General features: G+C 33.3%; 12 protein-coding genes. 8 read left to right on the top strand and 4 right to left on the bottom strand.

Translation table 11 applies throughout. The features are described from left to right. Positions 1-577 precede the first annotated feature (577 nt). The 3 genes from BW942_RS08865 (at position 578) to rsmI (ending at position 3,513) form a co-directional block, all read left to right on the top strand. Positions 578-1,366 (top strand): M23 family metallopeptidase, encoded by a 789-nt coding sequence (locus tag BW942_RS08865; RefSeq protein WP_000824202.1) that lies wholly within the window; start codon positions 578-580, stop codon positions 1,364-1,366. Beyond that, entirely contained in the window at positions 1,367-2,179 is an 813-nt protein-coding gene (locus tag BW942_RS08860; protein ID WP_000176746.1) for an HAD family hydrolase, read from the top strand. It begins immediately after the preceding gene. Positions 2,180-2,787: 608 nt separating this feature from the next. Beyond that, a complete protein-coding gene (gene rsmI / locus BW942_RS08855; protein WP_000687486.1) occupies positions 2,788-3,513 on the top strand; it encodes a 16S rRNA (cytidine(1402)-2'-O)-methyltransferase in 726 nt (241 codons plus the stop codon). 802 nt (positions 3,514-4,315) lie between these two features. Here the strand turns inward: rsmI and BW942_RS08845 are convergent. Beyond that, positions 4,316-5,194 carry a pseudouridine synthase family protein gene (locus tag BW942_RS08845; protein WP_000716670.1) on the bottom strand — a complete coding sequence of 293 codons (879 nt, stop codon included), beginning with the start codon at positions 5,192-5,194 and terminating at the stop codon, positions 4,316-4,318. 593 nt (positions 5,195-5,787) lie between these two features. Here BW942_RS08845 and BW942_RS08840 point away from each other — a divergent pair. Beyond that, the gene (locus BW942_RS08840; protein ID WP_001067493.1) at positions 5,788-6,399 is read left to right on the top strand and encodes a helix-turn-helix domain-containing protein; all 612 of its coding nucleotides are present in this window, start codon (positions 5,788-5,790) and stop codon (positions 6,397-6,399) included. A 390-nt stretch (positions 6,400-6,789) separates the two neighbouring features. Further along, entirely contained in the window at positions 6,790-7,776 is a 987-nt protein-coding gene (locus tag BW942_RS08835; RefSeq protein WP_000919338.1) for a hypothetical protein, read from the top strand. 548 nt (positions 7,777-8,324) lie between these two features. On the opposite strand, the gene BW942_RS08830 is transcribed toward BW942_RS08835, so the two are convergent. Together BW942_RS08830 and BW942_RS08825 are read right to left on the bottom strand one after the other, a co-directional pair. Continuing rightward, positions 8,325-9,782: a sodium:proton antiporter gene (locus BW942_RS08830; RefSeq protein ID WP_000810537.1), complete on the bottom strand. Its 1,458-nt coding sequence runs from the start codon at positions 9,780-9,782 to the stop codon at positions 8,325-8,327. Positions 9,783-10,064: 282 nt separating this feature from the next. Continuing rightward, positions 10,065-10,310: a hypothetical protein gene (locus tag BW942_RS08825; protein ID WP_001247553.1), complete on the bottom strand. Its 246-nt coding sequence runs from the start codon at positions 10,308-10,310 to the stop codon at positions 10,065-10,067. Between the two features lie 824 nt (positions 10,311-11,134). Here BW942_RS08825 and perRB point away from each other — a divergent pair. Continuing rightward, positions 11,135-11,572, top strand: a complete 438-nt coding sequence (gene perRB / locus BW942_RS08815; RefSeq protein WP_000444601.1) for a peroxide-responsive transcriptional repressor PerRB — start codon at positions 11,135-11,137, stop codon at positions 11,570-11,572. On the opposite strand, the gene lpdA is transcribed toward perRB, so the two are convergent. Next, entirely contained in the window at positions 11,569-12,987 is a 1,419-nt protein-coding gene (gene lpdA, locus BW942_RS08810; RefSeq protein WP_001115276.1) for a dihydrolipoyl dehydrogenase, read from the bottom strand. The genes perRB and lpdA overlap by 4 nt on opposite strands. Positions 12,988-13,391: 404 nt before the next feature. Here lpdA and BW942_RS08805 point away from each other — a divergent pair, with 404 nt between their 5' ends. Both BW942_RS08805 and BW942_RS08800 read left to right on the top strand, forming a co-directional pair. Further along, positions 13,392-13,949 carry a hypothetical protein gene (locus BW942_RS08805; protein WP_000267747.1) on the top strand — a complete coding sequence of 186 codons (558 nt, stop codon included), beginning with the start codon at positions 13,392-13,394 and terminating at the stop codon, positions 13,947-13,949. A gap of 504 nt (positions 13,950-14,453) precedes the next feature. Further along, on the top strand, positions 14,454-15,266 hold the full coding sequence (locus BW942_RS08800; protein ID WP_001086210.1) for a PhzF family phenazine biosynthesis protein: 813 nt from the start codon (positions 14,454-14,456) through the stop codon (positions 15,264-15,266). The last annotated feature ends 155 nt before the right edge of the window (positions 15,267-15,421 follow it).

Genomic DNA, 15,421 nt, shown 5'->3' with positions numbered 1-15,421 from the left:
TTCGATTCAGATCTTTATAATAGAGTTGTTGAAAAATTTCATAGTGATGATTCTCAAAACTTCTTTAATCGACCATGTCATGAAACAGAAACAAGAGGGAAGATTCATTTTTCAATAATTCTAATGGTTAACGATTTAGGTTTTGGTTTTTTAAATGACTAGTTTATTTTAATTCTAAAATTGTGGGAACTCTTACAAGTTAAGACTTTTACAGATAAATTCTAAAATTGTGGGAACTCTTACAAGTTAAGACTTTTGCAGATAAATTTTTTCTTAACTGCGTTCACTTAAATATTTACAGCCACTCTTAAATGAGAGTTAATTCTCAATAATATAAAAAAGGTTAAAATTCTTTAAAAAAGAGTAATAAGGCATAATTTTAAATAAAAATAAAAGATTTATATCTTAAAATATTGAATATCTTTGATTTTTATATCAAAATTTGTCAGGAAAAATCCTTGAATGGAATTCTAAAATCAGAAGACTGACTTCAGAAGTTGTTTTCCGTTGCCGAAGTTCCATTTAGGTCTCGGGTTTCCTGAGGTTTTCTTTGGCGACATATTTTGGAAGAAACGAAATGAAAAGAAAAACCGGTTATATACTGGCGGGATTCCTTGTGATGGGGCTGTTCTTCAGCATTAGATCCTTTGCCAATACAAATCTCGAAGAAATTAAATTGGATAATCAATACCTTCAAACCTATAGAGGTCAAGAAGGGATTTGGATCGTTCCCAACCGAGTCAAAGAATCGATAGGGGATTTGATTCATAATTTCGGAACGACCGAACACGAAATCAAAAGGATCAATGGAATTCCGGACAACACAAGAATTCCGCTCACTGAGCCTGTATTTTTTCCTTATAATGAAAACTTTATTAGAAGTCTTTTACTGGAAGATAAAGGACGCGAAATATTTAGATCCGATCAGAGGGAATTTATTTGGCCGATCAGTTTTAAACATTCGTTTGTAACCTCTCGATTAGGAAGAAGATGGAACGCAATGCATTCCGGAGTAGATATAGCCTGTCCAACAGGGTCCATCGTTATTGCCGCTGCGGACGGAGTGGTTTTGGAATCTAAAAAAGACGGTGGTTATGGAAATAAGATTCTACTTTCTCATCCTGGAATCAACGGAATTAATACGCTCTACGCACATAATTCTGTTCTTTATGTAAAAGAAGGGGATAAAGTAAAAAAGGGGCAGATCATCGCACTTTCTGGAAATACGGGTCATACTACGGGACCTCACTTACATTTTGAAGTTCGTTATCAAAACGTAGTGTTAAATCCAGAACATTATCTTCCAGTCTTTCAATCTTCTTCCGAGGCTCGCGTGGCGATTGCCCGGGAGACGATTGAAGAATAAGTGACCCTCACGCGGGATTTTTGGAATCCTGAACTTTATGATATTCTAATGCAGTTGCGGCCAGGGACGGCCGCATTCGATTTTGATAATACTCTTATAAGAAACGATTTTGGAGAAGCGGTGATGGAGTCCTTTCTTTTAGAAGGAGTTCCAGCCTACAAAGGAGACATTTCTCTCCTTTTAGGAGAGAATGGTGATAAAGCGCTTTCCTCTAGATATCAAAACCCGGATTTATTTCGTTCTATTGTTCTTGCCCAATACGAAACCATTCAATCTAAATTTGGTCTGGAAGCGTCCTATCGATGGAGTTCTTGGATTTTTTCGGGACATTCTCCCAAAGTATTGAAAGAAATTTCTAAGAAGATCTGGAACCAACACGCTATCAATTCCAGTAGATATTCCGTCAAAATTTACCAACCGATGAAAGAACTCTTGGATCATCTAATTGAAAACGAATGGGAAATTTGGATTGTGACCGCTTCTCCTGAGGAAATTATACAATCCGTTTCTCATCTTTTCGGAATTCCGAGTGAAAGGGTTTTAGGAATGCAGTTGTCTATCAAAGAAGAAGTTCATTCTTCGGAAATTTTAGAACCTTTTACGTATGGAATTGGAAAAGTAAAAAGATTAAAAGTTGCAACGGGTGGTTACTCGGATCTTGCTTTTGGAGATTCTATCAATGATTTTGATTTACTGAGTTCTGCAACCAAGGTAGGAATTTTTTTAGATAGAGGAAAAAATGTAATACCTCCTTTGTCTGTAAAAATTCAACCAGTCAAAAATTGGAAAGTATTGGATCAAGTTTTTGTATGATCTCTTTTGATCTTGAGTTTATAAACTTAGATAGAACGTAAAAATTTTAGCTATAGAATTATTCTATCAAATCTAAAAATAAGGATCGTCCAATCAATTCTCCATAAAATCTTTGTTATGTGGTTATCATTAAATTAAACATTTATTTTATATAGATTACTGATATGTATTATAGTAGGTATGAAGTAGAAATTAAAAAAAATATTTCTGAGAAAAGTAGTATCAACTTTTAAGTGATTCAATATGATTTTGAAAGTAGTTTTTATGTTTTCGATAATCTCTTTTAGAATTGAATATAATGGAGTTATTGAAGAATTTTCTATCTATTATTAGAGTTTTTGAAAAATTCCATAGTTCAGATTATCAGAACTATTCCAATTAACCCGTTTTCATAAAAGAGAAAACCGATGGGAGAATTAATTTTTCAACAACTCTAATGAATAAAAACAATTTTAAAAATACTTTGTCTTATTCAAAATATAAAATAGAATATTACGAATTTTATGGTAAAAACTCGTTTGGATACAAGATATTCACTATTTTGTTATATAGTTAATCAATAAAATTGAATTAGTGTAAAATTCGAAATTTAAAAGAGTTTGTAAAGTATGAAAATCGAATTTCAAAAAACCCTCGTTTTAGTTTCTGTCTCTTTAGGAAATCCTGGTGATTTGACGGCAAGGGCTAGAGAATTATTAGAACATTCTGATATACTTATAGGGGAAGAATCTCAAATTACTTCCAAATTGCTTAAGTCGATTTTGGTCTCTAAACAATTTTTTCTTTGTAATGAACATACTACTCCCGAAGAAATTAGAAATCTTGGGGAAGTGGTGATCAATTCTGGTTTGACCGTTTTAGTTTCTGATGCAGGAACTCCCGGAATTGAAGATCCTGGAAGGGAACTTGTGCAAGAAGTTTTGAGAAGAGGTGGAAATGTACGTAGCGCCCCTGGCCCTATTGCGTTTGGAGCTGCTTTGAGTATCTCTGGTTTTAAAATTTCTCCGTTTACTTTTTGCGGTTTTTTTTCTAGAGATTCTGCCGAGCGGAAAAAAGAACTGATTTATTATCTAAAACCGGGACATACGATTGTTTTTTACGAGACTCCTTATCGATATAAATCGGTGCTTCGTGATTTAGATTGGGTTTTTAAAAAAACCAAGGATGATAGGGAAGTTTTTTTCTGTTTAGATTTAACTTTGGATTCCGAATTTCAGTTTCGTGGTAAACTGGCAAATCTTTTAAAAATTTTAGATACTCTTCCTAAAGGAAACCCTGTGATAGTTCTTTCTCAAAGAAAAGTGAGATCGATTTTTAAAAAGAAAAAAAATTAAAGCATATTTTACTACTCGGACGTATAAAAATGATACCAATGATAAGCAACCGAGTTTTCTAAAATAACACACTCTAATAAAATACTTTGAAACCTATATTTTACTACTTGGACGCATGAATAGAATACTTGTGTTAGATTGTTTTAAAAATTTGAATGTTTTGGTCTTGCTTTAAAATGCCGTAAATTCCGAATTTGCGTTATTTTTTTTAAATATCACTATTTTTTCGTAAATTAGGCCGTTAATAACTTGATACCATTTTCATGCGTTCGAGTAGTAATACATTTTATATATATATTAGAATATTTTAATCATTAAAACAATTGAATTAAAGTGTTCTATATTTGAATGTGAGTGGTAAATAATAACAATTTTTGTTTCTTCTTTTTAAAAATCCAGTTTGATATTTTATATTTAAAATAATTTTATAATATTTGAATGTATTCAAAAGTTCAGTGGGCTATCGAACGCTAAGGAATTATAATACGAACACAAATACAAGGATAGATATTGTAGCCCTTTATTAAAACACAGAAAATTAATGTATTTTATTTCTAAATCCATCATAGTAGAATGATTATTCTAAGTGTTGGTTATAGTCGCATAATCGTTTGTAGTTTTATTTTAGAGTTTGCCCCAAAACCTCAAAAAATTTTACACAATGGTTCTTTAGAAATTTTTAATAAAATGCAGTAGTTCCTACAAATTAAATCGCATTTGGTAATTTGTGAACTTTCGATTAGTTCTAATGTCGTTCAATTTTTGTAGTAGTTCCTACATTGGACGGTTTTGGGACAAACTCTTAATAGAATTTAGAAAAAATGGAAAAATCTAAAATGACACCATCCAAAAAATTTTGAAAGTCGGATGGGGGAGGACAAAAGATTTTTTCTTCTTTACCTTCCTCCATTTGAAATGCAAAACCCATTGCGTGTAATAGTGTACGTTTTGCTGGCAAACTTTGTTTTTTAATTTTTATACGAAATTTATTTGAGTTTTTTTCTAAAGAAATTTGTTTTTCTAAACTTTTATTTTTTGTTTGAATGGATGAAATGAATTCTGATCCTTTCACATTTTTTTTGTTAGGTGAATCTAAATTACTAGATAGGATTGTATTTTCCGTTTCGATCTCGGGTTGTAACAATAATTTCGATTCGTTGTTTTTTCCGTAAACACGATCTCCTAAAATCGGATACCCTTTTTCGCTTAAATGAAAACGAATTTGATGTCTTCTACCAGTATGAAGTTTGGCGAGTAAAACTGAGTAGTTTTCTTTAGAATTTTGTTTCAGAGTCAAAAATTCTGTGACTGCCTTATCTCCGCCCGAAAAAACTTTGTGAACTTTTTTATTTCCGTCTTTGATGTAACATGTTTCTGTAAAATGTTTTTCCAAGATTGTTCCTGAAGTTACACAAAGATAAATTTTTAATGAATTTTTTAGAATTTGATCCGCTTCTTTATTTTTATCTGGGTTTTTACAAAAAAATACGAGACCACTCGTATCTAAATCCAATCTGTTTACGGTTCTAAGATATTCAAGAGAAAGTTGTTTTTGGAGCTGATCAGTAAAGTTCTCTCGTTTTGAATCCTTGGTTGCATGAACTGGAATACCGGGAGGTTTTTCCGCAAAAAGAAAAGATTCACTTTCATAGAATATTCTAATATTAGAATGTTTTTTCATATATATGTTTTTTTTGAATCTCAAAGAAAATTTTGATTTTTGAAAATAGATTTCCGTGTGTGAATCGCTTTTGTTTTTTACTTTTTTCTAAAATAGAAATCATGGAATTGGTTCGGATTTGTCTAAAACTTTCATATCGGTTCATTCTAATTTTTTTATATTGGAGTGTAAAGTGAGAATAGTGCATTTTTAGTTTATCTTACTACTCAGATGTATGAAAATGGCACCTGAAATTAACCGTCGATTTTATAAAAATACGGAAGTCTCCAAAAATTGCGTTTCTCAATCTGTTGATCGGAACTGAAAGTGCGGTTCGATAACGCCGGATTCACCTAATCTTTCTTACAGAGTATTCAAAGGATTGATATGTAAATGATTGGATTGAGTTCTTTATTATATAGTTCTGAGTTTAGAAATTTCTAATAAAATGTTGTGTTTTACACATTACGTCTTATCTTGTACATTCTCAAATTTTCCAGTTTTGATCATTAAATCTAAGTGGGTTTTAAGTTTTGGAATTAGCTTTTCGTCTATTTTTTCAAGTGGTAGTTTTGGATTGACAAATTTCTGCTATATTAGATAAAAAAGAGCAAATGAACCCAGCTATGGAAGAATTAGAAGAGGGGAAAGAGTCTTCCTCCGAACATATTACTGAAGTCGTCAAAGAAAATTTAAAACTCATTCGCCATACTAAAGGGTTCTCTTTGGACAAACTGGCTTCTAGATGTGGAGTCAGCAGGGCGATGCTTTCTCAAATTGAACAAGGGAAAAGTGTTCCGACCATTTCCGTTCTTTGGAAAATTGCGAATGGACTCAATGTGCCTTTTAGCGAATTACTCAAAGAAAAAGGTACGGAAGGTGTAATTGTTATGAAGGCGGAAAACACTAAGGTTTTGTTTTCTAGCTCTAAAGTTTTTTCCAGCCGAGCTCTTTTTCCTTATAACGGAAATCGAAAAACAGAGTTTTATGAACTCATTTTAAAACCGGGAGGAATCGAAGTCGCAGATTCCCACTCATCAGGCACTACTGAAAACATTGTTGTTGTTTCCGGTAAACTTCGTCTTAGGGTTGGTGAAAAAGTTGTAGAGTTGGAACCTAGAGATTCCGTTTTTTTCAGAGCCGATATTCCTCATGAATATTCCAATCCAACAGATCAAGAAACTCTAATGTATTTGGTTATGGATTATAGGGATGAAATCAATTAAAAATTATTAATCTCTTAAATAGTTTTGATTGAGTAAAATTCTTTGTTTCAAATTTTAGAATATGTCTTTATCTTTAGTAAAATTTTTTTCCATTCTTTTTTCTTTTATTGGCGTAAGTTTAGAAATCTGTTTTATAAAAGGGAACTTTTATAAAATGAATTTTTTATTTAAGGATATAGTTCGTCAAATGGCGATTTTATGCAGGAAATTTAATAATAGATCGTTGTATTGAAATTTTATAGAGATTCTTAAAAGTTTATTGTCAATAAAAATAAAATACAATTTTATATCTGATTTTAAAGATGAATGATGTGCTTTTAAGTATTATTCTAGTGAATGTGAGAATATTACAAATTTAAATTTTACGATATTCTCCTTGGGATCTAAAAAATGCTAAAACGTTTTTATCCAATTACTTTGTTTTTTTTAAGTTTCTTTTTTGTTTTAATTTTAATTCCATTTTCATTTTTATTCTCGGAAAGTATTCCGTCTGAATCGAATTATACGGAACAAATTTCCTGTCATCCAAACGATTGTATTTCTTTTAAATTGGAAGGGCTTCTTTCCGAAGGTGTTCGATCTAAGGTTTTAGATCTTATGTCGGAGAACGCCGGAAAGATTCTGATCGATACTTCCGATTTTCCTAGAAAGTTTGACTCGGAAGATTTGGATGATATTCGAACCATTTTGGAAGAAATTTCAAAACGAGATGGTAAGGTTGCGATTGAAAAATTACATATTGCTGTTCGTTCCTTCCAACTTCCTGATCCTCCTTTTCTCAAAGATATTGGTCTTGTTAGTTGGGATGTATTTAAAAGGATTTATAAAAAAATCTATTATAGAAAAACTTCCGATTATCACGCTAAAGTTTTATACCATCCCGAGACGTTAAATATCTTTCTTATCTATTTCGTTCATCGTAAATACGGAGATATTTGTAATACCGTTTTTGCAAACTGCAATGAAATTGAATACTTAGACGATGATACATTCGATTTACAATTGTCCGGAGCTTTGAAGGAATCTATTGAGAAAAAAATTCCGATTAAGGTTGTGTTTCGTCAAACAGAAGCGGTTCTTCCGGAAGGAAAGATCGATCTGGAATTTTTAAAAAACATCAATCGTTCTACTCGAATTTACAAATGGATGATTGCCGGAAAAGAAAGAGAAGTAAAACCGGTTCATAAGTCTAGGTTTTTGGTTTTCCAAGCGATTGTTACTGCAATCGATTATTCTTTAACTGTCTACGATTTGATCTCCGCTTTAATGATGTATAAACCGGCTTCGGAAAGAAAGATAGAAGTAAATTATATTGATTCTGATAAAGGAAAACAAATCGATTCCGTGATTTTTTTTCCTCCGGACGATTCTAAGTAGTCGTGAATTCAATTTAAAGAAATAACTTTTAAATAACTGATTTTTTTTATAGAGAGTTCCTACGTTTTTGTTGATCTGTAAAAATTTGATTTGTGTGAGTTCCCACATTTAGCGTTTCTACGGAAAATTTAGCTTTATATTAATTTAAATTCGGCGTAAGGATCTATCATTCTGAAAAAAGTTGGAATCTCTGAGTTTTACAGATTGATTTAAAATGTGGGAACTACTACAAAAATTGAACGAGATTCAAGCTATTCGAAAGTTTGTAAATTGCCAATGAACCTAATTTGTAGGAACTATTATATTTTATTAAAATTTTCTAAAGAATGATCGTGTAAAATTTTGGGGATAAACTCATAATAGAACACCAGTATTTTGCGTTGAAACAGAGTTTTACAATAAAAATTTATATTACTCAATTTTGTAGGGATCTATAAAATTGCTTTTTGTCTAAAAAGAATGAAGCAAGTTTGTTTGTCCTCTAAATGTAGGATTGTTATAATTTAAGAAAGCCCTTTTCGAATAGAAAAGGGCCGGAAAGTTTTTTCTTAACGAAAGAAAATAAATGTAAGGAGCAAAAAGGTAGGTACTAATATTCCAAAAGAATAAAGCACATATCCACCGAAACTAGGCATCTTGATTTTATTTTCTTCCGCAACTGATTTTACCATAAAGTTAGGTGCGTTTCCGATATATGTAAGAGCGCCCATAAATACCGCTCCAACCGAAATTGCTTTTAGAATACTTTCTGCGTGTGGATCTGCAAGAATTTGAGCGACATTGTTCAATCCCAGAGTACCTTTTGCCAAAGACAAAAATGTCAGATAAGTAGGTGCGTTGTCTAATACCCCCGAGAATAAACCGGTTACCCAGAAAAATTGCCAGGTTTCGGTAATTCCCAATTCTTTTCCATGATGTTCTAATAGAATCAGTGCGGGAATCATAGTGATAAAAATTCCTATAAACAGATAAGCAACTTCTTGGATTGGATGAAGTGTGAATTTGTTGTGTTCTCTCACATGTCCTTTGGTAGTGAACTTAGATACGAAAATCAAACCGATCAATACCGCTTCTCTAATGAACGCTATATAAGGATTTTCATGAATTGCTGGAATGTAGTTTTGATTTAAATAGGCTACAGACAAAACGACTCCTAGTAACCAGATGAAATTGACCTGACCTTCTAGACTGATTTTTTCTTTATGAGTATGATCTTTTTTAAGATCCTTTGCGGTTTCTTTTTTATAAGCGATCGAATCCCAGATAAAATAAAGAATCAAAAGAAGGATTCCAGCGACTATTAATTCAGGTAATAGTTTAAACGTCCAAGTGAACGGAACTCCGATTAGATAACCTAAGAACAGTGGAGGGTCGCCGAGAGGAGTTAAGGAACCACCTATATTAGAAACTAAAAAGATAAAAAAGACTACCGTGTGTACTACGTGTTTTCTTTCCGAATTCGTTTTTAAAATCGGACGAATCAAAAGCATGGAGGCTCCCGTAGTTCCAATAAACGAAGCCAGAAAGGTTCCAATAATCAAAAATATAGTATTGTTTAAGGGGGTTGCTTCTATATCACCTTTCAAACGGATTCCTCCGGAGATGTAAAATAGAGAGCCTAATAAAATGATAAATGGAACGTATTCGAACACTAATGTATGAACGATTTTACCAAACCAACCGTGTAATACTAAAATGACAAAAGAAATTGCACCTAATATAAGTGATAGGATCAGTTTATTGGTATTACTTTCCCACCAATGAGATGTGGTGTGCGAAACGATCGGTAACAATGCAATACTTAAAAGTATAAGTGCAAAAGGAATTACGGTCCAGTAGGGAAGATCTTCTCCTTCGACTTCATGGTGGCCCGAGTTAGCTTCTTGTGTATGAGAAGAATCTTGGACCGTACTTTGTGGATTTCCCACTGGTTCATCTGCTAAAAGCATTGAAGCGGGTAGGGTAAGTAGAATCGCCAGAAAGACGGATGTAATTTTTTGTTTCATAGTTTGTATCATCTGAAGAATTTTTAGACATATTATGAATTTGGAAAAAAGAGTAAAAGTAAAAAGACTTTCTGTTTATTTTTTTTACTTAATTTTAGGATTAGAATTTTACGTTTGAGAATTTTTCAAAAAATAAAAAGTTTCGAAATACAAAGTCGTTTTTAGAGGTTAGGCGTAGGAATTTCTAAAAATGCACGTTTTGTTCAGGTTCGTGTAATACTTCCCACTTTATGCAGAATGATTTCTGAGAATGGTTTTCTATGGGAAATTTTTTCTCATGTTTTACTGATCTTTATAAAACTGAGTGCCGTTAATTTCTATCGTAAAAACACTGTTTCCGTGCAAAATATTGGTTATTTTAATATGGTTCTGAGTAATATTCTTTCCCGTTTCTTGGAATCTTTCGTGATAAAAAAAGTGGTAGTTCCCACATTTTTTAGAAATCAAATACGATTGTAATTGGCTCGAGGAATTCTGAAACCAACTTTGGCCGATTTCAAAGAACTGTGATTTACTTTTCGGACGCATAAAGATAATGCTTATGCTGAACTTGTTCCAAAACTTAAAATGTGGGATCTACTATGAAAATTTAACAAACCAAGGTTCAATATAATTTTTTCAAAATTTCCATATCTTTGGTAAAATGAATCGTTAACTTTTTGGTATTATTTTCATACGTCTGAGTAGTATGTTTTTGTGAAAAAATAAAATGTGGGAACTCACACAAATTTTAGATTTTAGAGATAAATTTTGAAAATCTAAAACTACTCAGTTATATAGAGAGTATCCCATATTTTGTATTCAAACAGTGTTTTGTAATAAAAACTTATGGTACTTAATCTTAGTGTGAGTTTGTGGAGGAATCTATGATCATTGATCTAAATCTTATAGATTGATTCCTAAAATGTAGGAACTACTGCAATTTAAAAAATAAAAGTTTATAACAATTGAATCTGTTGTATTTCAAGTGTGGGAACTCACACAAAACTTAGGTTTGTCTGTAAAATGATGTAGGAACTATTACAAATCACAATTTTATATGAACTCGTCTATTCCTGGATGATTGTTTTTCGAAGGAGTTTCTACATTCTAAGTGGTTCTAAATTCGAGGGTTAGGTCATTAAAACAAACTCATAGTATCATTTTTATACTTCTTTGTCAGATACGCCGGTGTAGATACAAAATCTAATATCCACAATGGGACGTAAAATGTAGGAACTACCACGTTTTATAGAGAATTCAAAAAGAATTGATTGGTAAGTTTTGGAACAAGTTCCAAATAAAATTGTGCAAAAATAACATTTGCCAATGTCTTATAAGTTAGAGGTCTCCCGTAAATGGGATTCTAAAAAATGGAATCGTTATTTGCTAAAAAAGTTTGCCTTACTCCGGTGGAAATAGAGCGGAGATTAAAATCGGTTTCTATACAACCCACAATTCAGAGAATATCAATCTGTCAGTATGTACTCTGTGAAGCGGATCATCCGACTGCGGAAGTAGTCAAAGAGTGGGTAGATAGTCGTTCGTTTAAAATGAGTTTAGCGACTGTTTATAATACTTTAAACATATTAGTTTCAGCTGGATTATTGAGGGAATTTAAATTTTCCTGTTTGGGAAAATCGGTTTATGACAGCAATATCATAGATCACTATCATTTTTTTGATGAGAAAAGTGGAAAGTTTCACGATATAGATCCATCTTTACTTTCTCTCAGTTCTAAACTCCCACCTGAATTTCTGGTTAACAAAACCGATATATTACTTACCGGAAATCTGGTTTCAGAAACTTAAAGATTGATCGCTTCACCAAGCGCTGCCCCAAAAGACTCCATTACGGTTTCTGAAAGTGTTGGGTGAGCAAAGATCGTAGATGCAATTTCTTTTGCAGTCAGTTCTTGAGTGATTCCCAGAGAGACCGCTGGTAAAAGTTCCGTAACACCAGGTCCAATGAGATGGGCTCCTAAAATTTCACCCGAAGTTTTATCTACGATTACTTTTGTAAAACCTCCGGTATCTCCCATGGCTTTGGCTCTCCCGCTGGCAACAAATGGAAATTTACCCACGCTGATCGTATAACCCATGTCAGTTGCTTTTTTTTCGGTAAATCCTATGGAGGCGACTTCCGGATGACAATATGTACAACCAGGAATTGCGTTGTAGTCAATCGGAATATAACTGAGATGATGTGGGTTTCCCGCGTGGATTGAAATTGCCTCCACGGCTTTTATTCCTTCCATAGAAGCAACGTGTGCAAGAAGAGGAGCGCCGTTACAATCTCCAATTGCGTAGATATGAGGAACGCTAGTTTTATATTTAGTGTCCGTTTTTACAAAACCTTTTTGAAGAAAAATTCCTATTTCCTCCAAGTGCATGGAATCCGTGTTAGGAACAAGGCCAATGGAAACCAAAATCTTTTCTGCTTCGAAAGATTCTACTGCTTCGGGAAGATTTTTACCTTTGAGAAGAACTTTTACTTTGCCGTTTACAATTTTGGGATCGGAAACTCCAACTCCGGTAAGAACTCTAATTCCTCTTTTGACAAAGGACTTTTCAAGGAACGTTGAAATTTCCTTATCTTCAACAGGAAGAATTTGATCCATCATTTCGACTAACGTTACTTTGGTACCCATCGTAGAATAAAAGTCAGCGAACTCTACTCCGATGGCACCCGCCCCAACGATCAAAAGAGATTCTGGAATTTTGTCCTGAATCATAGCAGTTTTTGAGGAAAGAACCGTGTGGCTGTCAAAGGGTAAATCAGGAAGTTCTCTTGCCCTCGCTCCAGTTGCGAGAATAAAATATTTAGATGTAATTTCTTCTTTGGAAGAATCTGGAAGCCAAATCGTATTCGGATCTTTGAATACTGCAGTTCCTTTTTTGCGGGTGATTTTATTTTTGTTTAAAAGAAATTCCACACCGGAAGCCATACCTTCTGCTACGTTTCTAGAACGTCGTATAATCGCTGCGAAATCAGGCTTTGGATCCGAAAGATTAATTCCATATTCTTTGGCGGAATGAAGTTTTTCTAAAAGGTGGGCCGATTCTAAAAGAGCTTTGGTAGGAATACAACCCCAGTTCAAACAAATTCCACCTGGTTTGTCTTTTTCGATTATACAAACATTCATTCCCAATTGAGCGGCTCGAATTGCGGCTACATAACCGCCTGGTCCCGCACCAATAACAGTGAGATCGTAAGATTCTGGCATAAATTTATAAATTCTCCGGAACTCATGAAATAGGGTTTTATCGAACTTACGCAAGAATTTTTTAAGAATAACTTTTTAACAATGATAGAAGATTCCACATTTTCGGAATCGATCTATAAAATTTGGTTTGGAAAAGTATATTGATACCAAATGATTGTATTTCTCTTTCATTCGTTCCGACAGATCCAGAAAAAATGGAAATACGTGTGAAATCTTCGATCTGGGAATTTGCAGAGTTCAAACGAAAATATAATAAAGGGAACTGAATTCAATCCAATGGAAAGCGTTTACAAGTTTAGAAGACGATTCTTAAACCTGCTACATTTCGAGCTATCCTTAAGAGATTCTGTCATACTTTCAATACTGGTTTATGGGCAACTATATTGAATCTTTAAAACCGCTCGTTGTGGCAAAAGACCATCGGGTTGCACTTATGGATCATTGCGGATACGCCTGGTGCCGAAGTTCTTCTCGAAGATTTGTTTCGGCAAACGCAGAAAGTTTTAATAGATGAGGACTTCGGCGAACTTGTCCTCCAATTCCCGTACGGAACGAAATTACTCGCGCGAGAAGAATATCCAACCCAGCTCTGCGACGAAATTTGGCCGCAGAGTTTCAAGAACGCCGTCGTCAAACATTGTGATCTTAGTTTTGTCGCCACGGATGGAAGTATGGAGTTGCTACTAGGTGTTAATCCAGGCTTTCACGGCGAATATCTGAACGATCCGGATCGCAACATGGACGAAAGCCCACTTAAAAGTTGGCTGGTCGACAAAAAAAACGATATTTTCAGCCCGGCAATGACGGCGACGTATTGGTGGTTGTATCATCCTACAGAAAAAAATAGCTGCGGCGAACCCGCGATCTACTCTTTTTCGCACTCGGACGGTTTAAAGTCGCTCGGAGACTTCAACGTCGGTGGGCTTTTTCTGCGATACGTGTTGGATATATTGTTGCAATGAGATAATAAACGCGGGCTGTTTTTCTTATTTCATTACGATATTTTCTATGAAATGTCGTCTAACTTACTTTTTCCAATTCTCGCTCCAACCCGACTTAAAAAACATGAGACCTGATAAAAAAATGATTAAATCACTCCGCCAAAACGATGGGCGATCAGTTTCAATTATTTAACGTAGGTCATTAAAAACTCTAAACAAAAGTTATAAAACGATCGGCAATCCAATTTGAAAAAGGAATGAATTTAAAAAATTCAAGTAGCTCGTAAGTTCTATTCATAAAATTGAAAAAGTTCTTAATAAGTAGCCAAAAATTTCATATCTTGTATAAGATATATTTAGACTTTTATTGTTACTATTCAAACGCATGAAAAGAATATTACTATGAACTTGTTTCAAAAGTTAGAATATACAACCTCCTTTAAAAACGGTCAACAATCCCGGATTATAGGATGCAATTTTTGTAGTTATGAGTAATGAAAATTTTTTCGAGGAATTTAAATTTGAATGAATAGTAAATTAACTAAATATGCAGTATTTAATGATGTATATGAAAAGGGTAACATTGCTGGTGTATTAATCGGATTTACAATACCGAATGACTCCGAACTTATTAAAATGGCTAAAATGAATAATCTTCCAGTCTTATTGTATATTCAAAACGATAATGATGTATTTAATGTATCATTTTACAATAGCCAACGAAAGATGAATTTTTGTGGACATGGAGTATTGGCAGCATCAGCCTTTTTAATGGATAATAATCATTCCTCAATATTACACATTCAGGGACACGCTTACAAGGTACATAAGGATCATTTAATGTACTATATGGAATTTAATTCTGAAATCAAAAAGGACCCTCGCCCAGACATTTCTCATTATTTGGATAGAATTTTTAAAAATACAATCTCGGAATGGAAAAATATTTCAGTGATTGATAATGGGAATAAAAAATTATTTGCTGAAGTGGCTAAACAAATTGAATATGATAGACTACATCCTAACGAAAATGAAATAATAAATTTATCAAAAGAATTTAATGTTAATGGAATATATATTTACAAAAAAGATTCTTTTGGTAAAGACGGGCTTTTGCTAGAAGCAAGGTCATTTAATCCTCTTTCAGGGAAATTAGAAGATCGGGCAACGGGTTCAGCCGTTATTTCCTTAATGTATTATTATCGAGATAAATATAATCGCATAGCTGTTAAACAAGGGATAAAAGGTGATCAATGCTATTTAGAATCCTATTTAAATGCAAATGGAAAAATTATGTTAGGCGGAAAAGTTTTGTTAGAGAGAAAGAATGATAAATAGTTTAGAACTTTTAAGAGAGTTTTTCATATCATAAATTTATAATAGACAGAGATCTCATTTGTTATTAGGTTTTGTGAGTCCTATTTAATTTAAAGAAAATTAAAAAAGAAATATCTCAGAATGTAGAGCCAAAATAATACTATGCATTTTAAGAT

The sequence above is a fragment of the Leptospira interrogans genome (assembly GCF_900156205.1).
GTDB classification, from domain to species: Bacteria; Spirochaetota; Leptospiria; order Leptospirales; family Leptospiraceae; genus Leptospira; species Leptospira interrogans.
Note: the sequence above shows the minus strand (reverse complement) of the source record. Positions and strands in the feature narration are given on the sequence as shown.